The following is a 21,031-nucleotide window of genomic DNA, read 5'->3' as shown; positions in this document are numbered from 1 at the left end:
GCCACCGGGGCCGAAGGAAGGTCGACCAATGAGCACGCTGCACAAGTTCAAGGCGTACTTCGGCATGGTTCCGCTCGAGGATTACGAAGACGACTACGTCGACGATCGCGCCCCCCGAGGCGTGGACGAGCGTGGTGCTCGCCGGCCCCGGCCCCGTGACTACTCCGACCGCGACGGCTACGTCGACCGCTACGGCGAGGATCGATACGGCGCAGGCCGTTTCGATGATGTCGACTACCCCGAGCCCGCCTACAAGTCCCCGTACAAGCCGGGTTACTCGGTGTCGCGCCGCGACGACTACGTCGACGAGCCCTACGGCGACTACGACGCGCCCCGGCGTCCCACCCGGATCGAGTCCGCCCCCTCGGGCCGGTTCCGGGCGGGCGGGAGCGCGCCGCCGCTGCGCGGTGCGACCCGAGGCGCGCTCGCCGTCGATCCCGACGCCGAGGAGCGCAGGCTGGAGGAGCGCGTGCGTCCCGAGCCCGCCCCGGTGCGGCGGCCCGGGATCTTCGAGGACGGAGGCCCCTTGTCCAAGATCACGACGCTGCGCCCGCGCGACTACAGCGAGGCTCGGATCATCGGCGAACGCTTCCGTGAGGGCAATCCGGTGATCATGGATCTGGTGGATCTGAGCAACGCCGACGCCAAGCGGCTGGTCGACTTCGCCGCGGGTCTCGCCTTCGCGCTGCGCGGATCGTTCGACAAGGTCGCGACGAAAGTGTTCCTGCTCTCACCGGCCGATGTCGACGTATCAGCGGAAGAACGCAGGCGCATCGCGGAAACCGGCTTCTACAACCAGAAATAAGGTCGTGATCTGGGGGGCGGAGCAGACCTGGCGCCGGTTGTGCGGCGCGGTCATTTTGCGCGAAGCGATTTTTACGGCAGAGTGAACTGGTGGCCTTGTTCGCGGTGCTGTACTTCGTACTGTTCATCTTCTGGCTGTTGCTGATCAGCCGGGTGATCGTCGAGTTCATCCGTAGCTTTGCCCGAGACTGGCGTCCTACCGGTGTCGTGGTCGTCGTCCTGGAGGTGATCTTCACGATCACCGATCCCCCGGTGAAACTGCTGCGGCGGTTGATACCCCCGGTGTCACTGGGCGGAATTCGCCTGGATCTGTCGATTATGGTCCTGCTTTTCATCGTCTTCATCCTGATGTCGATCGTGGGCAGGCTCGGGCAACCGGTAGCTCCGGTGTGACAGAATGGGCCGTGAAGACAGCTTGCTAGATCTGCTAGATCTCCAAAAGACGCGTGAAGGGATCCTTCCATGCCGCTGACCCCAGCCGATGTGCACAACGTCGCGTTCAGCAAACCCCCGATCGGGAAGCGTGGCTACAACGAGGACGAAGTCGACGCGTTCCTGGATCTCGTGGAGCAGGAGCTCTCGCGCCTCATCGAGGAGAACGCCGATCTGCGTCAGCGGGTCGCCGAACTCGACGCGGAACTGGCCGACGCCAAGAAGAACCGCGGCCCGGCCGTGGCGAACACCGTGAAAGCGCCGATTCCGCAGGCCCCGCCGCCTCCGCCGGAACCGATCAAGCCCCCGGTGCCCGCCGCGCCGCCCGCTCCGATGCCCGCCGCGCCGGTGGCCAAGGACGCGCCCGGCGCGGACGCCAACCTGCAGGCCGCCAAGGTGCTCAGCCTCGCCCAGGAGATGGCGGACCGGCTGACCAGCGACGCCAAGGCCGAGGCGGAGAGCTTGCTGTCGAATGCCCGGGCGAATTCCGAGCGACTGGTCGGAGACGCCAGGACACGGTCGGAGGCCATGATCGCCGACGCCCGCCAGAAGTCGGACGCGATGCTGTCGGACGCGCAGACCCGCTCGGACAACCAGCTGCGCCAGGCCAAGGAGAAGGCCGATGCGCTGCAGGCCGACGCCGAGCGCAAGCACACCGAGATCATGGCGACCATCACGCAGCAGCGCAGTGTGCTGGAGAGCCGGATCGAGCAGCTCAAGACGTTCGAGCGGGAGTACCGGGTGCGCTTGAAGTCGTACCTGGAGTCGCAGCTCGAGGAGCTGGAGAACCGCGGCTCGGCCGTCCCCGTCGACGGCGGCGACGCCTTCGTGGATGCCAACACGGCGAACAACCTCGCGCCGGCGTCCTTCGCCAAGGGTGGCAAGTAACGCGTCGCGCCCCAGCACAGCAGTTCGCATACCGTTAGAGGAACTGTCGAGCCGCCCGGCATGCCTTGGGGGTCACCATGCTCGTCTTGACACTCGTCCTTGCCGCGATCGGCTTCGCCCTGCTCGTGGCCGCGCTCACCACCGGATCGGTGATCTGGGCGTGGGGTTGCATCGTGGTGTGCGTCATCGGCGCGATGCTCTTGCTGGTGAGTGCTTTGTCCATGCGGAGTCCGGATGGTGATTCCCCGCCGCCTCCTGGTCGTCATGCCAAACGCTGACCTGCCTCACAAAGTGAGTTGACCGCTCCGGCTAGAATCAAACATGAATGCGGCGTCGATCCGGCTATCACCGGGGAGCCTTCGGAAGAACGGCGGCACGGCCTGCGGGCCGGGCGCTCAGTAGAACCGAACGGGTGAGCCCGTCACAGCTCGCGAATGAGAGGTCCGGTGTCCGCCACACCGGACAAGCGGGGTGGTACCGCGGTTTCGGCGCACCGGGCGCCGGCATCGTCCCCGTGCCAACGACTCGGCACGAGGAGACGTATCCGCCATGGCGGACCAGACTTCCAGCAACAGCGCGTACCCGCGCGTCGACCTGAGCGTCGGCAACGGGGCGTCGTTCCCCGAGATGGAGCGCCGCGTGCTCGACGCGTGGGCGGCCGCCGACACCTTCCGCGCGAGCATCGAAAACCGTTCCGGCGCAGCTGAATTCGTCTTCTATGACGGGCCGCCCTTTGCCAACGGTCTGCCGCATTACGGACATTTGCTCACCGGATACGTCAAAGACCTCGTTCCGCGTTTCCAAACCATGCGCGGCAAGCGGGTCGACCGGCGATTCGGCTGGGACTGCCACGGATTGCCCGCCGAAATCGAAGCCGAAAAGCAGCTCGGTATCACGGACAAATCACAGATCGATGCGATGGGCCTCGCGGAATTCAACGCGGCCTGCAAAACGTCGGTGCTGCGCTACACCGGGGAATGGCGCGACTACGTGACGCGCCAGGCCCGCTGGGTCGACTTCGACAACGATTACAAGACGCTGGACACCGACTTCATGGAGTCGGTGATGTGGGCGTTCAAGTCGCTGTACGACAAAGGGCTGATCTATCAGGGCTTCCGGGTGCTGCCCTACAGCTGGTACGAGCAGACGCCGTTGTCGAATCAGGAAACCCGCCTCGATGACGCCTACAAGATGCGCCAGGACCCGGCGGTGACCGTCGACATGGCGTTGCGCGTGCCCGCCGAGCATCCGCTGCACGAACTCGACGGCGCCAACGCGCTGATCTGGACCACCACGCCGTGGACGCTGCCGTCCAACTTGGCGATCGCGGTGCACCCCGACGTCCGCTACGTGCACCTGCGCGCCGCCGACGGCAAACGCTATGTGCTCGCGACCGAGCGGGTCTCGCACTACGCGCGGGAGTTCGGCGAGGAGCCGGAGGTGCTCGCCGAGTTCGACGGCGCCGCGCTGGCCGAGCTGTCCTACGCGCCGCCGTTCGACTTCTTCGCCGGCCACCACAACGCGCACCGGGTGCTCACCGCCGACTACGTGACCACCGACTCCGGCACCGGCATCGTGCATCTGGCACCGGCTTTCGGTGAGGAGGACATGGACGTCGCCTCCGCGCACGGCATCGAGCTGGTGCAGCCGCTGGATGCGGGCGGCCGGTTCACCTCGATGGTGCCGCCCTACGAGGGCCTCATGGTGTTCGACGCCAACCCGGTGATCATCAAGGATCTCAAGGCCGCGGGAAAGCTGTTGCGGCACGAGACGATCGAGCACTCCTACCCGCACAGCTGGCGCTCCGGGCAGCCGCTGATCTACATGGCCGTGCCGTCCTGGTTCGTCGCGGTCACCAAGTTCCGCGACCGCATGGTCGAACTGAACAAGCAGATCACCTGGGTGCCCGAGCACATCCGCGACGGCCAGTTCGGCAAGTGGCTGGAAGGCGCGCGGGATTGGAACATCAGCCGCAACCGGTACTGGGGCAGCCCGATCCCGGTGTGGGTGTCCGACGATCCGGCCTATCCGCGCGTCGACGTGTACGGCTCGCTGGACGAGCTGGAGCGCGATTTCGGCGTGCGCCCGGCCGATCTGCACCGCCCGATGATCGATGAGCTCACCCGGCCGAATCCCGACGACCCGACCGGCAAGTCGACGATGCGCCGGGTGCCGGAGGTGCTGGATTGCTGGTTCGAGTCGGGCTCGATGCCGTACGCCCAGGTGCACTACCCGTTCGAGAACAAGGAGTGGTTCGACAGCCACTTCCCGGGCGATTTCATCGTCGAGTACAACGGGCAGACCCGCGGCTGGTTCTACACGCTGCACGTGCTGGCGACGGCTCTCTTCGACAGCCCGGCGTTCAAGACGGTCGCCGCGCACGGCATCGTGCTCGGTGACGACGGCCTGAAGATGAGCAAGTCCAAGGGCAAGTACCCGGACGTCAACGAGGTGTTCGACCGGGACGGCTCGGACGCGATGCGCTGGTTCCTGATGAGCTCGCCGATCCTGCGCGGCGGCAACCTCATCGTCACCGAGCGCGGCATCCGCGAGGGCGTGAGCCACGCGCTGCGTCCGTTGTGGAACGCGTGGACGTTCCTGCAGCTGTACGCGTCGAAGCCCGGAGTGTGGCGGACCGATTCGCCGCACGTGCTCGACCGCTACATCCTGGCGAAGCTGGCGCGGACCCGGGACGTGATCACCGCGGCGCTGGAGGTCTACGACATCGCGGGCGCCTGCGAGGAACTGCGCTCGTTCGCCGACGCGCTGACCAATTGGTACGTGCGGCGGTCGCGGTCGCGGTTCTGGAGCGAGGACCGCGACGCGGTGGACACCCTGCACACGGTGCTCGAGGTGGTCACCCGGCTGGCGGCGCCGTTGCTGCCGCTGATCACCGAGGTCATCTGGCGCGGTCTGACCGGCGGCGACTCGGTGCACCTGGCCGACTGGCCGAAGGAGGGCGAACTGCCGGACGATCCGGAGCTGGTCGCCGCCATGGACGAGGTGCGGGTGGTGTGCTCGACGGTGCTGAGCCTGCGCAAGGCGCAGAACCTGCGGGTGCGGTTGCCGCTGGCCGAGGTCACCATCGCCGCGGCCGACGCCGAGCGGCTGGCGCCGTTCGCCGATATCGTCGCCGACGAGGTCAACGTCAAGAAGGTGGACCTGACCACCGACGTGGACGCGCACGGCCGTTTCGAGCTGGTGGTCAACGCCCGCGCCGCGGGTCCGCGCCTGGGCAAGGACGTCCAGACGGTGATCAAGGCGGTCAAGGCCGGCGAGTGGTCCGAGGACGCGGACGGCACGGTCCGCGCGGCCGGGATCGCCCTGCTGCCCGAGGAGTACACCCAGCGCCTGGTCGCGGCCGAACCGGAGTCGACCGCGGCGCTGCCCGGGAACGCCGGTCTCGTAGTGCTGAATTCGGTGGTCACCGAGGAGCTGGAGGCCGAGGGCTGGGCGCGGGACCTGATCCGCGACCTCCAGGAGACCAGGAAGTCCGCCGGGCTGGACGTCTCCGACCGCATCACCGTGGTCCTGGACGTCCCCGCGGATCGGGCCGAGTGGGCGCGGACCCACCGTGACCTGATCGCGGGCGAGATCCTCGCCACCACGCTGACCTTCGGCGACGCGGGTCCGGAGGCCGCCGATCTGGTCGGCGGTGTGCGCGCGACGATCGCGAAGGCCTGAGCGCCGGGTACCGAGTGAATCGGGGCGGAACCTGAGGGTTCCGCCCCGACTGCTGTTCCGAGCGGCCTTGTGCCGCGCGGCAGCGATCGGCGAAGGTCGTGCGGCACACGCCGAATAGGTCGATGCTCTCGGCCGGGCCGGAAACATCTGCGCCACGGTCGGCTTGTTCCCGGCCGCTCGAGGTGGACCTGCGCGGCGGTCCAGTCGCGCATCATGCGCTATCAAAGGGCAACTCGATGGCAAGGCGCGATCGAGTTCCAGCGCCGCCCGCTGCGCCTCTTTAGTGATATAGATCACATGCTGAGAGTTTGCTGATTCCCGACAATTCGCCGATATCCCAGGCACAATCTGCGGTGTCGCTGCTGTGACCCAGGTGATCTCCGGGACGGCAGTTTCTCTTTTCGGCGTGTCGTACGTGGAATTTGGCCGTGCCGGGAACAGATCCGGCGCGGGTGGCCGCGGCTCCATATCGGGGACCGCTGTCGATGCCATGTGTTAGCCAGGCTGCCGATCGGTGGCCAAGTCAACTGCGCCCATGGAAGGGGCGAGCACGTGCCGAGAAAATCGTTGCACCGCATCGCACTCGGATTCCTGCTCTCGACCATCGCAATCGTTCTGCTCGCCGGACCCGGCTGGGCCGACACCGGCAGCGCCTCCGGCAGCGGGCCGGGCAGCGCCTCCTCCGGTTCGGCCTCGGGTAGCGGTCCCGGCGGCGACTCCGGCAGCGCCAGCGGCTCGGGCTTCCTGCCGGTGCCCAGTGTGTTCGGCGTCGGCGCGCTGGCCGCGGCGACGACGCAGATCGGCAAGCCATATGAATGGGGCGGGACCGGCCCCAACAGCTGGGACTGCTCGGGTCTGGTGCAATGGGCCTACCGCCAAGTCGGCGTGAGCATTCCGCGGACCACCTGGCAGCAGGCGAAGGCGGGCGCGCCGGTCCCGATGGGCTCGCTGTCGCTCGGCGACGTGGTGGTGCTGAACCGGGACGGCTCGCACGTCGGCATCTACGCGGGTAACGGACAGGTGCTCAACGCGTACGACTGGGGTGTGCCGGTGGGCTACACCCCGCTCGACGAATTCGACATCTACGCCATCCGCCGCTTCTGAGCGTGCGCCGTCGAGGGCGCGCGATGCCGATCGCGGCTGCTCCCGGCATGACACGGCCCCGACCAGCAGTGTGGTCGGGGCCGTGTCGGCTCGGCGCTGCCCGGCCGAAACAGATGACGGTCGGCTCGACCGGCGGACGACGACTGCCGTCCTGGTAGAGGGACGGTCCGCGGCGATTGCCGTTGGTGGAGCCGGGCCGCGCCGCCGGTTCGGTCGCCGCGGCGGTGCGGCCCGCAGGTCAGCGGTCGAGGCCGTCGGCCAGGTCGCGCAGCGAGGGGCCGTACTGCGGATGCGCCAGCGCCGAGGCGAATTGCGCCACCAGGTAGTCGGCCGGGTTGCCGGTGTCGTACCACCGGCCGCGGATCACCTGGCCGAAGACCGGGTTGTTCGCCGCGTGCACGTTGATCGCGTCGGTGAGATACACCTCACCGGTGCGGTGCTCGTACCACGCTTCGGTCTGCCTGCGCAGTTCCTCGATGATGCCGGGCGTGACGACGTAGCCGCCGATCGCGGCGAAGGACGACGGCGCGTCCTTCGGCTTCGGCTTCTCGCGCAGCCCGGTGATGCGCAGCAGGCCGTTGCCGTGGTCGTCGGCGACCACCGGCACGCCGTAGCGCTGCGACTCGGCGGGGTCCATCGGCATCAGCGCGAGGACGGGCGCTCCGGTGGCCTCGTAGGCATCGATGAGCTGCTGGGCGCGCGGCACCTCGGCGACGAACACGTCGTCCGGCCACAGCACCAGCATCGGCTCGTCGCCGAGATTGCGGGCGGCGTTGAGCACGGGGGTGCCGTTGCCGTACGGCCCGTGCTGGTCGAGGTAGGTGATGTGGCCGAGCCGGGACAGCTCGCCGACCTCCTCGACCGCGTCGGCGAAGGCGGTCTTGCCGTCCGCGCGCAGCTGGGCCACCAGCGCGGGGTTGGGGCGGAAGTGGTCCTGGATCAATGACTTTCCGCCGCTGACCACGATGGTGATGTCGGTGATGCCCGAAGCGACCAGCTCACGGACCGTGTGCTCGATGACCGGCTTGTCGCCGACCGGCAGCATCTCCTTGGGGATCGCCTTGGTCAGCGGAAGCAGCCGGGAGCCGATACCGGCGGCCGGGATGACGGCCTTGCGGATATTCATGGGTCCGATCATCACATATCGGACCGTGTGCCCGGCTGCGCGCCCGCGGCACGTCGGCGGGGTGTTTCGAGACTGCCGCATGCCTGGTCCGGCGTGGAAAAGGGCAGATCATGGCCGTCGCGGCGGGACGAAAGGGCCACCGGAGCCGCGCTCGAGCCTGCGCCGATACCGGCAGGTAACCGACAGCTAGCGCACAGCCATCCGACAGCGTCGCCGCCCGCTCCGGTTGTCGGTGGACGGGCGTACATTGCACCCGTGCGTACCGAGCAACCGCGCGTCGAGCGGGTGACCGCGCCGTCGACCGGGACCGGGACGGCACGCGGCGACGGCGTGGTGCCTCCGCAGCATCTGCCGGTGCCTGCCGATGCGGACAGCGCCGCCCGGCGTTGGGTGTTGCACATTGATATGGACGCGTTCTTCGCCTCGGTCGAACAGCTGACCCGGCCGACGTTGCGCGGCAGGCCGGTGCTCGTCGGCGGGACCGGCGGGCGCGGGGTCGTGGCGGGGGCCAGCTACGAGGCGAGGGTGTTCGGCGCCCGGTCTGCGATGCCGATGCATCAGGCGCGCCGGTTGGTGGGTGTCACCGCGGTGGTGGTGCCGCCGCGCGGAGCGGTCTACGGCGTGGTCAGCGGGCAGGTCTTCGACGCGCTGCGCAGCCGGATCCCGGTGCTGGAGACGCTGTCGTTCGACGAGGCGTTCGGCGAGCCCGCCGAACTGGCCGGCGCGACGGTCGCCCGGGTGCACGCGTTCTGCGAGGAATTGCGCGCGGTGGTGCGCGAACAGACCGGGTTGACCGCCTCGGTGGGCGCGGGCACCGGAAAGCAATTGGCCAAGATCGCCTCCGGCCTGGCCAAACCCGATGGGGTTCGAGTGATCTCGCCGGTCGAACAGCCGCGCCTGCTCGCGGGGCTGCCGGTGCGCAAACTGTGGGGCATCGGGCCGGTCGCGGAGAGCCGGTTGCGTTCGCTGGGTATCGAGACCGTGGGCGCCTTCGCGGCCCTGCCGGAATCGGAGGCGATGTCGATTCTCGGCGGCAGCGTGGGCGCCGCACTGCACCGGCTGGCGCGCGGCATCGATGACCGCCCGGTGGCCGAACGTACCGAGGCGAAGCAGATCAGCGCGGAGACCACCTACGAGACCGACATCGTCAGCCTCGCGCAGCTGCGTCCGGCCATCGAGGACATGGCCGCCGCGGCGCACCGGCGCCTGACCGGTGACGGACGTGCGGCGCGCACGGTGGTGCTCAAACTGAAGAAGTCCGATATGAGCATCGTCACCCGCTCCTTCACCCTGCCCTACGCCACCGAGGACCTGGCCACCCTCGCCGCGGCCGCGCAGCGTTCGGCGATCGACCCGAGGGAACTGGGTCCGATCCGCCTCGTCGGCGTCGGCTACGGCGGCCTGTCGACCGTCCGGCAGGAATCGCTGTTCCCCGAACTGGATCGGGCACCGGCCGCCGAGATGGCCACCCCGCCACCCGAAGCCGAGCCGGCGCACTCGGCCGACCTCGACGCTGCCGCGCAGGTCCTGCCCGTCGCCGTCTGGCATCCCGGGATGGACGTGACGCACCCCGAGCACGGCCACGGCTGGGTGCAGGGCGCTGGGCTCGGCGTCGTGACCGTCCGCTTCGAAACACGGTCCACCGGTCCGGGTCCCGCGCACACCTTCGCCGCCGACGATCCCGCGCTCACCCGGGCCGATCCGCTGGGCAGCCTGCTCTGACGGGCGCGGCCCGCGGCTCGACATCGCCCGGCCGGGCGCGTACGTTCGCTGCCGACGACCATCGACGGTCCCGTGTGGATCCGAGCGGCGCCGCCCGGTGCCGGTAGCCTGGGACCTCGTGCAGCGCCGCCGGTTCGGGGGCGGCTGCCATGGTGGAACACGACACGGACCTCTCGAACGCAAAGGACGAGCAGTTGAAGCTTCGTAAGACTGGACGCATCGCGATCGCCGGGCTGGCCATCGTCGCCGCGCTTGGCCTGACCGCCTGCGGTGGCGACGACAAGGACAGCAAGCCCGCCGCCAAGACGTCGACCAGCGCCAAGGCGTCGGCGACCGCGAGCGCGAACCTGCCGCCGGTCCCCACCCCCGCGGAGCTGAACACCGCCCTCGCCCGTGCGCTGGACCCGTCGGTGCCCGCCGCCGAGAAGCTGGACAACGTTCAGGGCGCCGAGGCCGATCCGACCCTGCCGGATCGCCTGTCCCAGGCCGCGTCGGGCGCCGACGTGAAGATCGAGGTCACCGACGTCACCTCGTTCGGCGACAGCGTGAACGCGAAGGCCAAGTTCATCCTCAACGGCCAGGAGAACATCGTCGACGTGCCGTTCGTCGCCGACAACGGCAAGTGGAAGATCCAGAAGCAGTGGGCCTGCACCATGCTGACCAACCTCGGCCAGCAGTCGGCGGCCTGCAGCTGAGTTCACCCGACCGGCCGGTCGCCGCGCCTCTTCTCGGCGACCGGGCCGGTCGTCGTGCGTAATGCTCTGCCGCATACCGTAGTTCGCTGACCTTCGGCCCCGGTGCGCCGCTCAGAGCATGCGCAGAATCGCGTACATCGAGGTGGCTTGCGCGTACAGCTCGCCGTCTTCGGCGCCGATCAGACGTGCCTCCGCGCTGGCCGTGGTGGGGCCGACGTGGATCGCGGTACCCGTGCAGCGCAGCGTGCGCGTCTCGCCGCGCACGGCACGGTGGATGTCGATACCGATCTTGACCGAGGTGGAACGCGTCCCGCCCGCCAATCGCGTCAGCACTGCCGCGCTGAGGGCCGATTCGAGCAGGGTCGCCATGAAGCCGCCATACATACCGCCCGCCGGGCCGAGCAAGTCATCGCCCGGCTCTCCCTCGAACACCACGGTCCCGTGGCCCACCTGGGCCAGCCGGAACCCGAGTGCGCTCAGGATCGGCGCGCTCGGGAATCGCCCGTCGAGCGTTCCCTGCAGGATTTCCCGTCCGGTCATGCCGAGCAGGTCGTGAGTGTTCTCGGCCGGTGGCTGCCCGGTGCCGGTGCGGGGGCGAAGGGGTCTGAGCGCGGTCATGTGTCGACGCTACGAGGAGGCCGTAGCCCGGCAGAAGTGTCGGATCCGACACTTCTGCGACCATTTCCGACGCAGCTTTACATTTCAAGTCGGGCATCGCGGCTAATTGCCGTCCTGTGTGACGAAAGGCTGTCCGTCGTGTCGCTCAGGATCTCGCGCAATTCCCGCCGGACGCCCGTGCTATCCGGGCCCGGGCGAACCAGTTCCCGGAGGACTTCCGAGGCTGGCACCCACTGACGCCGCCGAGATGTCGAGATGAACTCGGCGACCTGCCCCTGTGCGGTGTTCATGCTGGGGACTGCGTTTCGTTCGCGGGAGCGCCGGATTCGGGGGTGACCGGGGAGGTGCGCCGCGCGCGGCGGGCTCGTACCAGCGCGTCGGCGGTGAAGATCGCCAGCGCCGCCCAGATGAGCGCGAAACCGGCCCAGCGGGAGGCGGGCATCGGCTCGTGCGCGACCGCGACGCCCCAGGCCATCTGGAGCGCGGGGGTGAGGTATTGCAGCAGGCCCATGGTGGACAGCGCGACGCGCTGGGCCGCGACGGCGAACAGCAGTAGCGGAACCAGGGTGACCGGTCCGGTGGCCACCATCAGGGCGGTATGCGCGGGGCCGGAGGCGAATTCGCTGTGCCCGGCGAGCGCGAGGGCGATCGCGAACGCCAGCGCGAAGGGCGCGGCGACAACGCCCTCGGCGGCGATGCCGCGTAGCGCGTCCAGCGGGATGACCTTCTTCACCAAGCCATAAGTGGCGAAGGAGCAGGCCAGGGCGAGAGCGATGATCGGTGGTCTGCCGTAGTCGACGGTGAGCACGGCCACCGCGGCCGCGCCGAGCCCGAGGGCGGCCCACTGGGCGCCGGTCAGCCGCTCACGAAAGAGCGCCACACCGAACGCGACGGTGACCAGCGGGTTGATGAAATACCCGAGCGCGCACTCCACGACGTGGCCCGAGGTGACCCCGTAGACGTACACGCCCCAGTTGAGCGCGATCGCGGCGGAGGCGACGGCCGCCAGACGCCAGACGCGGGCGCCGATGCCGCGCAACTCGCGGATCCGTCCGCTCACGGCGAGCACCGCGAGCACGACGACCAGCGTCCAGACGATCCGCTGCGCCACCACTTCACCCGCACCGGCGAACGCCAGCAATCCGAAGAACGCGGGGAACAGCCCCCACAAGAAGTACGCGCTCGCTCCGAACGCTACACCGGGGATGGACCTGCTTCGCCGCACGATCACGAACGTAGTTGTCCCGTAGCCTTGCGGTCATGTCGATTACCGTGCAGGCGTCCGGCGCCACCGGACTGACCGCGGGCGAAGTCGAGCAACGCCGCCGCGAGGGTCTGACCAACGACGTCCCGGATCGGGCGAGCCGCTCGGTCCGGGACATCGTGCGCGCGAACGTCTTCACCCGGATCAACGCCATCCTCGGCGTCCTGTTCGTGCTGGTGCTGGCCACCGGGTCGATCATCGACGGCATGTTCGGCCTGCTGATCGTCGCCAACAGCGCGGTCGGCATCATCCAGGAGATCCGCGCCAAACGCACCCTGGACCAGCTGGCCATCGTCAGCCAGGCCAAGCCGACCGTCCGCCGAGACGGCACGGCCGTCGAGGTCGCGCCGCACGAGGTGGTGCTCGACGACCTGATCGAGCTCGGTCCCGGCGATCAGATCGTGGTGGACGGCACGGTCGAGGAGTCCGCGCAGCTCGAGGTGGACGAGTCGTTGCTCACCGGCGAGGCCGATCCGATCGACAAGGCCGTCGGCGCCACGGTGATGTCGGGCAGCTACGTGGTGTCCGGGTCCGGCGCGTACCGGGCGACGAAGGTGGGCCGCGACGCCTACGCCGCGCGGCTGGCCGAGGAGGCGAGCAAGTTCACCCTGGTGCACTCCGAACTGCGCAGTGGTATCGACAAGATCTTGAAGTTCATCACCTATCTGCTGATCCCCGCGGGCTTGCTGAGCATCTACAACCAGTTGGTCTCCAGCGGGGAGTCGTGGCGGCCCGCCGTCACCGGCATGGTGGCCGCGCTGGTGCCGATGGTGCCCGAGGGACTGGTGCTGATGACGTCGATCGCGTTCGCGGTCGGCGTCGTGCGGCTGGGCCGGCGCCAGTGCCTGGTGCAGGAGCTGCCCGCGATCGAGGGGCTGGCCCGGGTGGACGTGGTGTGCGCGGACAAGACCGGCACCCTGACCGAGAACGGCATGCGGCTGTCGGACCTGAAGACCCTGGGCACCTTCGACGACGCCGAGGTGCGTACCGCGCTGGCGGCGCTCGCCGCCGACGATCCGCGCCCGAACGCGAGCGTGCAGGCGATCGCCGAGGCCCTGCCGGACGGTCCCGGCTGGCAGCGCACCGCCGTCGCGCCGTTCTCCTCGGCCAAGAAGTGGAGCGGCTGCTCCTACGGCGAGCACGGCGACTGGCTGCTCGGCGCGCCGGACGTATTGCTCGACCCGGGCTCAGCGGACGCGCGGGTCGCCGAGGAACTCGGCGCGTCGGGTCTGCGCGTGCTGTTGCTGGCGCGCGGCGACCGTCCGGTGGACGCGGCGGACGCTCCCGGCGTCGTGCGGCCCGCCGCGCTGGTCGTGCTTGAGCAGAAGGTCCGGCCCGACGCTCGCGACACTCTCGACTACTTCGCGAGCCAACAGGTGGCGATCAAGGTGATCTCCGGCGACAACGCCGTCTCGGTCGGCGCGGTGGCGTCCTCGCTGGATCTGCCGGGCGGCGAGCATCCGATCGACGCGCGGACGTTGCCGGAGGACCGCGACGGGCTGGCCGACGTGCTGGACGGCAACACCACCTTCGGCCGGGTCCGCCCGGACCAGAAGCGCGCCATGGTGTCGGCACTGCAGTCGCGCGGGCACACCGTGGCGATGACCGGTGACGGAGTCAACGACGTGCTCGCGTTGAAGGACTCGGACATCGGCGTGGCGATGGGCTCGGGGAGCCCCGCGACCAGGGCGGTGGCGCAGATCGTCCTGCTGGACAACAAGTTCGCCACACTGCCGTATGTGGTCGGCGAGGGTCGCCGGGTGATCGGCAACATCGAGCGCGTGTCGAATCTGTTCCTCACCAAGACCGTGTATTCCGTTCTGCTCGCGTTCTTGGTCGGCGTCGCCGGGGCAGGTTCGCAGATCTTCGACTACGAGCCCATCGGGTATCCGTTCCTGCCGCGCCACGTCACGATCGCGGCTTGGTTCACCATCGGCATTCCGGCGTTCGTCCTCTCGCTCGCGCCCAACAACGAGCGGGCCCGCACGGGCTTCGTGGGGCGCGTCATGCGGTTGGCCATCCCGTCGGGCGTGGTGATCGGCGCGGCCACCTTCGTCGCGTACCTGATCGCCTACGCGGGGCCGGATGCCACCGAGGAGCAGAAGGTCCAGGCGGGCACCACCGCGCTCACCACATTGATCATGATCGCGGTGTGGGTGCTGGCCATCGTCGCTCGGCCGTACGTCTGGTGGAAGGTGGTGCTGATCGCGGTGTCGGTGGCGGCGTACGTCTTCTTGTTCACCGTCCCGTTCACCCGGGAGTTCTTCAAACTCGACCCTTCCAACCCCGCACTCACCGGTGCGGCGGTGGCCTGTGGCGTGGTGGGCATCGTGCTGGTCGAAGCCGCGTGGTGGGTGAGCGCGGCGCTGCTCGGCGACAAGCGGCAACTGCTGCCCAGCTCGCCCGGCGGGGCCGCCTGACAGACTGGACGCCTGACTCGCCGCGCCACGAGAAGCCTTGTGCGAAGCGGGCATTCAGAGTTGGAGTACCTTCTGGAGATTATGGAGGTACTGCTGCACCAGATCGACGCGTTCACCGACGCACCGTTCTCGGGCAACCCGGCCGCGGTGATGCCGCTCCCGTCGTGGCTGCCGGATGCGTTGCTGCAACAGCTGGCCGAGGAGAACAACCTCGCCGAAACCGCGTTCTACACCTCGCGGTTACCTCCCGAGGCGGGCGTGCCGCCGGGCGAGTGGCCCGCCTTCCACCTGCGGTGGTTCACGCCGAGGGTGGAAGTGGCGCTGTGCGGGCACGCCACCTTGGCCAGCGCCGCGCAGATTCTGGTCGACATGCATCCCGGCGAGGACCGGGTGAGCTTCTACACGCGCAGCGGCTGGCTGCACGTCGACCGCACCGACGACGACGAGTTCGTGCTCGACCTGCCGGTCGTGCCGAGCATTCCGGTGCGGCCCGATCCGGCGCTCGTCGCGGCGCTCGGCGTGCGTCCGGTGCGCGCGTATTCCGGCACCGACGAGGTGATCGTCGTGGCGACCGAACAAGAGGTGCGCGATGCCGCGCCGGTGCTGTCGGCGTTCCCCGCCCTACCGCGCGCCGCGATCGTCACCGCCCCCGGCGACTCGGTCGATTTCGTCTCCCGGTTCTTCGGCCCGGGTGTGGGCGTCCCGGAGGACCCGGTGACCGGATCGGCGCACGCCCAGCTGGTTCCGCTGTGGAGCGAGCGGCTCGGTCGCACCGAACTGCGGGCCCGGCAGCTCTCGCGCCGGGGCGGCAGCCTGCGCTGCGAACTGGCGGGCGAGCGGGTGCTGCTGTTCGGACGGTGCCGCCGCTACCTCGACGGCGTCGTCACTCTGCCGGACTGACCGCGCTGGCGCTCACGGCTGCGGAACCGGTCCGTCGTCGGGGCCGGGCGCGACGACGTCGCGGTACTCGGGCAGCAGCGGGGCGACCGCGAAGCTGCCCGCTACCGCGTCGGCGGGCAGCGCCTGGACCGCGCGGATGCCGTTGCCCCCGGCCAGTTCGCGCAACCGCGCCGGGGAGCCACGGACGACGAGCCCGACGACGCAGCCGCAACCGTCCCGCAGCCGGGCGGCGGAGAACGCGACCACCCGAGCGGCGCGATCGTCGACGGGGCGGGGGAGCAGCCAGGCCGCGTCGCGCGCCGAATCCACCGCAGCGGCAATGCCTTCCGGGACGGGCACGGCCACCAGCGGCGTCTGCACGCGGTCGATCGGCACCCGGTAGAGCACCTGGGAGATGCGCAAGCCGCCGCTGTGCGCGGGGATCCGGCCGGGAACCAAGGGTTCGGTGAACGACACCAGGGCCCAGCGCGGTTCGTCACCGCCCGCGCTGAGCGAATCGCGCGATCGGGCGAGGTAATCCGCGACCTGCTCGCCCTGATCCGGCCCGAGCCGGTCGGTGGAGACCGCGGGGCGATACGGCGGTCGCAGCGCCCCCAGCGCATAGATCAGCACGATCAGTGCGAGCGCCGCCGCGCCCAGGATGATCCCGCGCCACGGCGGCACCCGGCGGTCAGGCATCGCGCAGGACGTCCAGCGCGTGTCTCAGATCATCGGGGTACTCGCTGGTGATCTCCAGATAGCGGCCGTCGGCGGGATGCTGGAAGCCCAGCGACCGGGCGTGCAGCCATTGGCGTTGCAGCCCGAGCCGCTCGGCCAGGCGCGGATCGGCGCCGTAGGTGAGATCACCGCAGCACGGGTGGCGGATCGCGGAGAAATGCACCCGGATCTGATGAGTGCGGCCGGTCTCCAGGTGGATGTCGAGCAGGCTGGCCGCGTGGAACGCCTCGACGGTGTCGTAGTGGGTGACGCTGGGCCGTCCGTCGGCGGTGACGGCGAACTTCCAGTCGTTGCCGCGGGCCCGTCCGATCGGGGCGTCGATGGTGCCGCTGCTCGGATCCGGGTGCCCCTGCACGAGGGCGTGATACCGCTTGTCGACGGTGCGCTGCTTGAACGCGCGCTTGAGCACCGTGTACGCGTGCTCGGACTGCGCGACCACCATCACTCCGGAGGTGCCGACGTCCAGGCGGTGCACGATGCCCTGCCGTTCGTGGGCCCCCGAGGTGGAGATGCGGTATCCGGCCGCGGCGAGGCCGCCCACGACGGTCGGGCCGGTCCAGCCGACGCCGGTGTGCGCGGCCACGCCGACCGGCTTGTCCACCGCGACGATGTCGTCGTCGGCGTAGAGGATCTTCATGCCCTCCACCGGTTCGGCCTCGATGGTCAGTTCCCGCTTCGGCTCCGGGAAGATCACCTCGAGCCAGGCCCCGGCGGTGAGCCGGTCGGATTTGCCCGCGGCGACGCCGTCGAGCTGCACCGAACCCTCCTCGGCGAGCGCGGCCACCGCGGTGCGGGACAGGCCGAGCAGCCGGGCCAGCCCCGCGTCGACGCGCATGCCGTCGAGCCCGTCGGGGACGGGCATGGTCCTGGTCTCCCTCATGCCGCGCTGCCCTCGCTCGCGCCGCCGGGCTTGCCGTGGCCCACCCGGGTGCCGTTCGGCTCGAAGCCGAACACGGTGAGCACGACGAGCAGGATCGCGCCGCACACTATGGCGGAGTCCGCCACGTTGAACACCGGCCACCAACCGACCGCCACGAAATCCACCACGTGCCCTTGCAGCGGGCCGGGCGCGCGGAACAGCCGGTCCACCAGGTTGCCCAGCGCACCGCCGAGCACCATGCCCAGTCCGATCGCCCACCACAGGGACCGCAGGGTGCGGCCGATGCGCACCACGCCGATGACGACGGCGGCGGCGACCAGGGTCAGCAACCAGGTCATGCCGGTGGCCATGGAGAACGCCGCGCCCGGGTTGCGCACCAGGCTCAGCCGCGCGAAGTCGCCGACGATGGATACCGGCTCGCCCGGCGTCAGGTTCGCCACCGCGATGGTCTTGGTGAGCAGATCCAGTCCGAACACCACCGCGGCGAGGACGAGCAGCGCCCGCAGGCGCTGGGGGGGAGCCGACGTGGTCGTCGGATCGGCGGTGTTCGCTGGGTTTTCCTCGGGCGGCCGGTCGTCACTCACACCGACCATCATCGCTCGAGCGGAATCGGGGCCGGTGCGCGCGTCCGATTGCCCGCCCGGCCCCCGGGGTTCGCGGGCACGCCGAGCGGCGCACAGCCGACGTCCCAGCTGACACTCAGGAAGCGGTCGTACCCTGATGCTCGTGACGGTGTTGTCTTCCCCCCGCCTTCATCGGAGCGCCGGCTTCGCACGGAGCGCGCGCTCGGGTGTGCTGCTCATGGTGCTCGCGCTCGGGCTCTCGGCCTTCGGCGTCGGTTGCGGTGACGGCGCCGAGTCGACCGGCGAGGCCGACGGAACGGAGCCGCTCGGCATCGGCAAGGAAGTGACCGTGCCGATCGCGGCCGCGGTGGCCACGGTCGAATCGGCCGGCGCGGAGCCCCGCTCGCTGCTGCGGCCGGAGTATCCGGCCGGCACGGTGCAGCGGGTCACGCTCTACACCGCCCACCACATCGAGCAGCAGATCGATGAACAGCCCGAGCGCGACTTCTCCACGCCCGCGCTGACCATCCCGATGACCGCGCAGACCACCGCAGAGGGCATCGATCTGACCCTGGGCACGGTCACCTCGCCGGACCCGACGATGGCCAAAGCGCTCACCAAGATCGGCGGCTCGCACGCGGGCTTCGATCTCAGCGATCTGGGCGCGATCACCGCGCTGCGGCTGGAGCCGGCGCCGGACACGTCCAACACCGCCCGCGCCGCGCTCGAGCAGGCGTTCTATCAGGCCGTCTACCGGTCGATCGCGTTCCCCGACGAGCCCGTCGGCGAGGGCGCGGTGTGGACGGTGCGCCAGGAGGTGAGCAGCGGCGTCCTGCTCGACCAGGTGACCACCGCGACGCTGAGCAAACGCGACGGCGACCGGCTCACCATCGAGCTGCACGTCACCCAGAAGCCCAAGTCGCCGGTGTGGAACCTGCCGAACAACGCGGGGACCCTGGACATCCGCGACTACGTCATGCAGGGTGCGGGCACCATCACGGTGGATCTGGGCCTGCCGCTGCCGGTGGCCGGGTCCATCACCGTCGGCGGTCACCAGGCCTACCGCGATCCGAACAGTGACAGCACGCTGCGGCAGACGATCGATACGCAGGTGTCGTGGGCCGAGTGAGCCGGGCGCACGGCCTGCTGATCGCAGTGGCGTCCGTCGCTGTCGTCGTGGGGTGCGGGTCCTCCGCGCCCGCCGCGAAAGCGCCGGAGCTGCCGCCGCTGGGGCCCGCGGTGGCCGCTGCGCCGGTGACGTCCGCACCCGAGACCGACTCCGGGCGGTTGGCCGCACGGCTGCTCGGTGACACGGATCTACCGCCCGGCTTCACCGCCCTGCCGCCCCGCCCCGACCCCGGGGCCACCCCGGCCGGCTCGTCGGTGACGAATCCGGCGGAATGCGCGAAAGTCCTCAGTCCGCTCGGCGCGCAATACCCCGGCGCACTCGCCCAGGCCGCCACACAATACGCCGGGCCGAATTTCTCCAGCATCGATATCGATGCGGCGAGTTATCCGCGGGACGCGCTCGCGGGCGCGTTCTCGGCCGTGCAGGAGACCCTGCGCCGGTGCACGCGCTATTCCGGGGACGACGCCACCGATATCGCGGTGGACTACCGGATCGGCGGACTCGCCCAGCCCGCTGCCGGCGCGGCCGCCACCGCCTTCCAGGTCCGCGCCACCAGCGAAGGGCTCACGCTGGGCTCGTCGGTCGCGATCGTCCAGGTGGAGAGCACGTTGTTGCAGGTGGCGGTAACCGCGCCGGAGGCGGTGGACCCCGGTGTGCTCGGCGCGCTCACCGCGGCCCAGGTGCGCCGTCTGCAGGGGGTCGCGGGTCCCTGATTTCCGACGATCCGGCCAATTGCGCCGGTCGCCGGAATAGGCTCGGCATGGTCCGACACAACGCCTCGACCGGAGGTTTTCCATGTCTGATGTCAAACCCGTTCCCGAGGGATATCCGGTGGTTTCGCCGGGGCTGGCGATCGACGGCGCGGCGGCGGCGATCGATTTCTACAAGAACATCTTCGGCGCCACCGAGCGCATGCGGATGCCCGGTCCGGACGGCAAGATCGCGCATTGCGAGCTGATGTTCGGCGATTCGGTCGTGATGCTCGGCGATCCCGCGCCCGATATGGACTTCCTCGACCCCAAGACGGTCGGCGGCACCCCCGTCAACCTGTATGTGTACGTCGAGGACGCCGACGCCGCCTTCGCCGCGGCGCTGGCCGCGGGCGCCAAGGAGCTCACGCCGATGACCGACCAGTTCTACGGTGACCGCAGCGGCGCCTTCGAGGATCCCTGGGGGCACCGGTGGACCGTGGCCACCCACGTGGAGGACGTGCCGCCCGACGAGATGGATCGCCGGATGGCCGACCTGTTCGGCGGTTCCTGAGCCGGACGGCTCACCCGGCGACCACCGAACCACCGGCGACCCGGACGCTCTTCGGCGCGAGCGGCCGCGTGGCCGGGCCGGCGACCACCGTGCCGTCCAGCGCGAACTTGCTGCCGTGGCAGGCGCAGTTGATGGTGCCGCCGGACACCGTCGCGACCTTGCAACCGGCGTGCGTGCACACCGAGGAGAGCCCGACGAAGGTGCCCGCGGCAGGCTGGGTCACCACGGTGTCGCCGACGATCACGCCGCCGCCGACCGGGATGTCGGCGGTCTCGGCGAGCGCGTTCGCGGGCCGGTCCGCATTGATCGGCCGGTCTTCCGGAGCGGTGGACGCGGTATCCGGCGCGGAATCGCCCTTGCCGTAGGCGGTGCAGGCGGTGACCGCCGCGGCGGCGGCGATGCCCGCACCGGCGATGACCGCCCTGCGGCGGGTGCGGAGCTGTTCGTCGAATGTCATGTCGCGTTCCGTTCCGAAGACGAGGCCGCTGTGCGGCTCGAAGGCGCGGCAGGCATTGCGCCGGTGCCGCTTTCCGCCTGGTCAACGGAGTAGGGCGGTCCCGCGGTTCAATTCGGTGTGCTCGAGTGTCGCTGTCGGGCGTGTCGTGGCGCGGGCGGCGAGGTGCGGACGGGCCGAGGAGGCGAGCGGCGGACCCGGACCCCCTCATCTGTTCGTGGCCGGGTCCGCCGCTCTTGGGTGGTTACCCGCGGGCGATCGATTCGAACACCTTCGGGTCGACGAGGGTGGAGGTGTCGCCGAGTTCGCGTCCTTCGGCGACGTCGCGCAGGAGGCGGCGCATGATTTTGCCGCTGCGGGTTTTGGGG

20 protein-coding genes are annotated in these 21,031 nt (G+C 69.8%); 13 read left to right on the top strand and 7 right to left on the bottom strand.

The genetic code is table 11. The features are described from left to right. Positions 1-28: 28 nt before the first annotated feature. From ABZ552_RS32485 to ABZ552_RS32460, 6 genes are all read left to right on the top strand, one after another. A complete protein-coding gene (locus ABZ552_RS32485; protein ID WP_281874568.1) occupies positions 29-805 on the top strand; it encodes a cell division protein SepF in 777 nt (258 codons plus the stop codon). A gap of 89 nt (positions 806-894) precedes the next feature. Further along, a complete protein-coding gene (locus ABZ552_RS32480; protein WP_039797136.1) occupies positions 895-1,197 on the top strand; it encodes a YggT family protein in 303 nt (100 codons plus the stop codon). 69 nt (positions 1,198-1,266) lie between these two features. Continuing rightward, the gene (locus ABZ552_RS32475) at positions 1,267-2,124 is read left to right on the top strand and encodes a DivIVA domain-containing protein (protein WP_281874567.1); all 858 of its coding nucleotides are present in this window, start codon (positions 1,267-1,269) and stop codon (positions 2,122-2,124) included. 77 nt (positions 2,125-2,201) lie between these two features. Then, positions 2,202-2,402, top strand: a complete 201-nt coding sequence (locus tag ABZ552_RS32470) for a hypothetical protein (protein ID WP_084488747.1) — start codon at positions 2,202-2,204, stop codon at positions 2,400-2,402. Positions 2,403-2,673: 271 nt separating this feature from the next. Beyond that, entirely contained in the window at positions 2,674-5,808 is a 3,135-nt protein-coding gene (gene ileS / locus ABZ552_RS32465; RefSeq protein WP_357441695.1) for an isoleucine--tRNA ligase, read from the top strand. Positions 5,809-6,360: 552 nt separating this feature from the next. Continuing rightward, on the top strand, positions 6,361-6,912 hold the full coding sequence (locus tag ABZ552_RS32460; RefSeq protein ID WP_281874565.1) for an NlpC/P60 family protein: 552 nt from the start codon (positions 6,361-6,363) through the stop codon (positions 6,910-6,912). A gap of 238 nt (positions 6,913-7,150) precedes the next feature. Here ABZ552_RS32460 and ABZ552_RS32455 read toward each other — a convergent pair whose 3' ends face one another. Next, positions 7,151-8,038: a UTP--glucose-1-phosphate uridylyltransferase gene (locus ABZ552_RS32455; RefSeq protein ID WP_281874564.1), complete on the bottom strand. Its 888-nt coding sequence runs from the start codon at positions 8,036-8,038 to the stop codon at positions 7,151-7,153. 354 nt (positions 8,039-8,392) lie between these two features. On the opposite strand from ABZ552_RS32455, the gene ABZ552_RS32450 reads away from it, so the two are divergent. Further along, positions 8,393-9,760, top strand: coding sequence for a DNA polymerase IV (locus ABZ552_RS32450; RefSeq protein ID WP_357441734.1), 1,368 nt, complete (start codon positions 8,393-8,395; stop codon positions 9,758-9,760). Between the two features lie 194 nt (positions 9,761-9,954). Next, positions 9,955-10,455, top strand: coding sequence for a hypothetical protein (locus tag ABZ552_RS32445; RefSeq protein WP_195090679.1), 501 nt, complete (start codon positions 9,955-9,957; stop codon positions 10,453-10,455). A gap of 111 nt (positions 10,456-10,566) precedes the next feature. Here ABZ552_RS32445 and ABZ552_RS32440 read toward each other — a convergent pair whose 3' ends face one another. Both ABZ552_RS32440 and rarD read right to left on the bottom strand, forming a co-directional pair. Then, positions 10,567-11,073, bottom strand: a complete 507-nt coding sequence (locus ABZ552_RS32440; protein WP_281874563.1) for a PaaI family thioesterase — start codon at positions 11,071-11,073, stop codon at positions 10,567-10,569. 286 nt (positions 11,074-11,359) lie between these two features. Then, positions 11,360-12,298: an EamA family transporter RarD gene (rarD, locus tag ABZ552_RS32435; protein WP_281874562.1), complete on the bottom strand. Its 939-nt coding sequence runs from the start codon at positions 12,296-12,298 to the stop codon at positions 11,360-11,362. Between the two features lie 35 nt (positions 12,299-12,333). On the opposite strand from rarD, the gene ABZ552_RS32430 reads away from it, so the two are divergent. Both ABZ552_RS32430 and ABZ552_RS32425 read left to right on the top strand, forming a co-directional pair. Continuing rightward, the gene (locus ABZ552_RS32430; protein ID WP_357441691.1) at positions 12,334-14,757 is read left to right on the top strand and encodes a cation-translocating P-type ATPase; all 2,424 of its coding nucleotides are present in this window, start codon (positions 12,334-12,336) and stop codon (positions 14,755-14,757) included. Positions 14,758-14,838: 81 nt separating this feature from the next. After that, a complete protein-coding gene (locus ABZ552_RS32425) occupies positions 14,839-15,657 on the top strand; it encodes a PhzF family phenazine biosynthesis protein (RefSeq protein WP_281874560.1) in 819 nt (272 codons plus the stop codon). A 12-nt stretch (positions 15,658-15,669) separates the two neighbouring features. Here ABZ552_RS32425 and ABZ552_RS32420 read toward each other — a convergent pair whose 3' ends face one another. The 3 genes from ABZ552_RS32420 to lspA are packed head-to-tail and all read right to left on the bottom strand — an operon-like array spanning position 15,670 to position 17,850. Beyond that, positions 15,670-16,335: a hypothetical protein gene (locus tag ABZ552_RS32420; RefSeq protein WP_281874559.1), complete on the bottom strand. Its 666-nt coding sequence runs from the start codon at positions 16,333-16,335 to the stop codon at positions 15,670-15,672. After that, on the bottom strand, positions 16,328-17,254 hold the full coding sequence (locus ABZ552_RS32415; protein WP_281874558.1) for an RluA family pseudouridine synthase: 927 nt from the start codon (positions 17,252-17,254) through the stop codon (positions 16,328-16,330). Before ABZ552_RS32415 ends, ABZ552_RS32420 begins: the two co-directional genes overlap by 8 nt. Continuing rightward, on the bottom strand, positions 17,251-17,850 hold the full coding sequence (lspA, locus tag ABZ552_RS32410) for a signal peptidase II (protein ID WP_281874557.1): 600 nt from the start codon (positions 17,848-17,850) through the stop codon (positions 17,251-17,253). Before lspA ends, ABZ552_RS32415 begins: the two co-directional genes overlap by 4 nt. Before the next feature lie 205 nt (positions 17,851-18,055). Between lspA and ABZ552_RS32405 the strand changes: the two genes are divergently transcribed. The 3 genes from ABZ552_RS32405 (at position 18,056) to ABZ552_RS32395 (ending at position 20,209) form a co-directional block, all read left to right on the top strand. Then, on the top strand, positions 18,056-18,946 hold the full coding sequence (locus tag ABZ552_RS32405; protein WP_350356415.1) for a hypothetical protein: 891 nt from the start codon (positions 18,056-18,058) through the stop codon (positions 18,944-18,946). Further along, the gene (locus ABZ552_RS32400; RefSeq protein WP_357441688.1) at positions 18,934-19,659 is read left to right on the top strand and encodes a hypothetical protein; all 726 of its coding nucleotides are present in this window, start codon (positions 18,934-18,936) and stop codon (positions 19,657-19,659) included. Before ABZ552_RS32405 ends, ABZ552_RS32400 begins: the two co-directional genes overlap by 13 nt. Positions 19,660-19,741: 82 nt before the next feature. Beyond that, a complete protein-coding gene (locus ABZ552_RS32395; protein ID WP_281874552.1) occupies positions 19,742-20,209 on the top strand; it encodes a VOC family protein in 468 nt (155 codons plus the stop codon). A 10-nt stretch (positions 20,210-20,219) separates the two neighbouring features. On the opposite strand, the gene ABZ552_RS32390 is transcribed toward ABZ552_RS32395, so the two are convergent. Next, entirely contained in the window at positions 20,220-20,666 is a 447-nt protein-coding gene (locus ABZ552_RS32390) for a Rieske (2Fe-2S) protein (protein ID WP_281917081.1), read from the bottom strand. Positions 20,667-21,031: the final 365 nt, after the last annotated feature.

It is taken from the genome of Nocardia sp. NPDC019219 (assembly GCF_040632645.1).
GTDB lineage: Bacteria > Actinomycetota > Actinomycetes > Mycobacteriales > Mycobacteriaceae > Nocardia > Nocardia sputorum.
This window is presented reverse-complemented; position numbering and strand designations above follow the sequence as displayed.

Bases quoted from the DNA above. Each gene is read 5' to 3' on its own strand.
- ABZ552_RS32485 (WP_281874568.1), top strand. From the start codon at position 29: ATGAGCACGCTGCACAAGTTCAAGGCGTACTTCGGCATGGTTCCGCTC.
- ABZ552_RS32475 (WP_281874567.1), top strand. From the start codon at position 1,267: ATGCCGCTGACCCCAGCCGATGTGCACAACGTCGCGTTCAGCAAACCC.
- ABZ552_RS32470 (WP_084488747.1), top strand. From the start codon at position 2,202: ATGCTCGTCTTGACACTCGTCCTTGCCGCGATCGGCTTCGCCCTGCTC.
- ileS (WP_357441695.1), top strand. From the start codon at position 2,674: ATGGCGGACCAGACTTCCAGCAACAGCGCGTACCCGCGCGTCGACCTG.
- ABZ552_RS32455 (WP_281874564.1), bottom strand. From the start codon at position 8,038: ATGAATATCCGCAAGGCCGTCATCCCGGCCGCCGGTATCGGCTCCCGG.
- ABZ552_RS32440 (WP_281874563.1), bottom strand. From the start codon at position 11,073: ATGACCGCGCTCAGACCCCTTCGCCCCCGCACCGGCACCGGGCAGCCA.
- ABZ552_RS32430 (WP_357441691.1), top strand. From the start codon at position 12,334: ATGTCGATTACCGTGCAGGCGTCCGGCGCCACCGGACTGACCGCGGGC.
- ABZ552_RS32425 (WP_281874560.1), top strand. From the start codon at position 14,839: ATGGAGGTACTGCTGCACCAGATCGACGCGTTCACCGACGCACCGTTC.
- ABZ552_RS32420 (WP_281874559.1), bottom strand. From the start codon at position 16,335: ATGCCTGACCGCCGGGTGCCGCCGTGGCGCGGGATCATCCTGGGCGCG.
- ABZ552_RS32415 (WP_281874558.1), bottom strand. From the start codon at position 17,254: ATGAGGGAGACCAGGACCATGCCCGTCCCCGACGGGCTCGACGGCATG.
- lspA (WP_281874557.1), bottom strand. From the start codon at position 17,850: ATGATGGTCGGTGTGAGTGACGACCGGCCGCCCGAGGAAAACCCAGCG.
- ABZ552_RS32405 (WP_350356415.1), top strand. From the start codon at position 18,056: ATGGTGCTCGCGCTCGGGCTCTCGGCCTTCGGCGTCGGTTGCGGTGAC.
- ABZ552_RS32395 (WP_281874552.1), top strand. From the start codon at position 19,742: ATGTCTGATGTCAAACCCGTTCCCGAGGGATATCCGGTGGTTTCGCCG.
- ABZ552_RS32390 (WP_281917081.1), bottom strand. From the start codon at position 20,666: ATGACATTCGACGAACAGCTCCGCACCCGCCGCAGGGCGGTCATCGCC.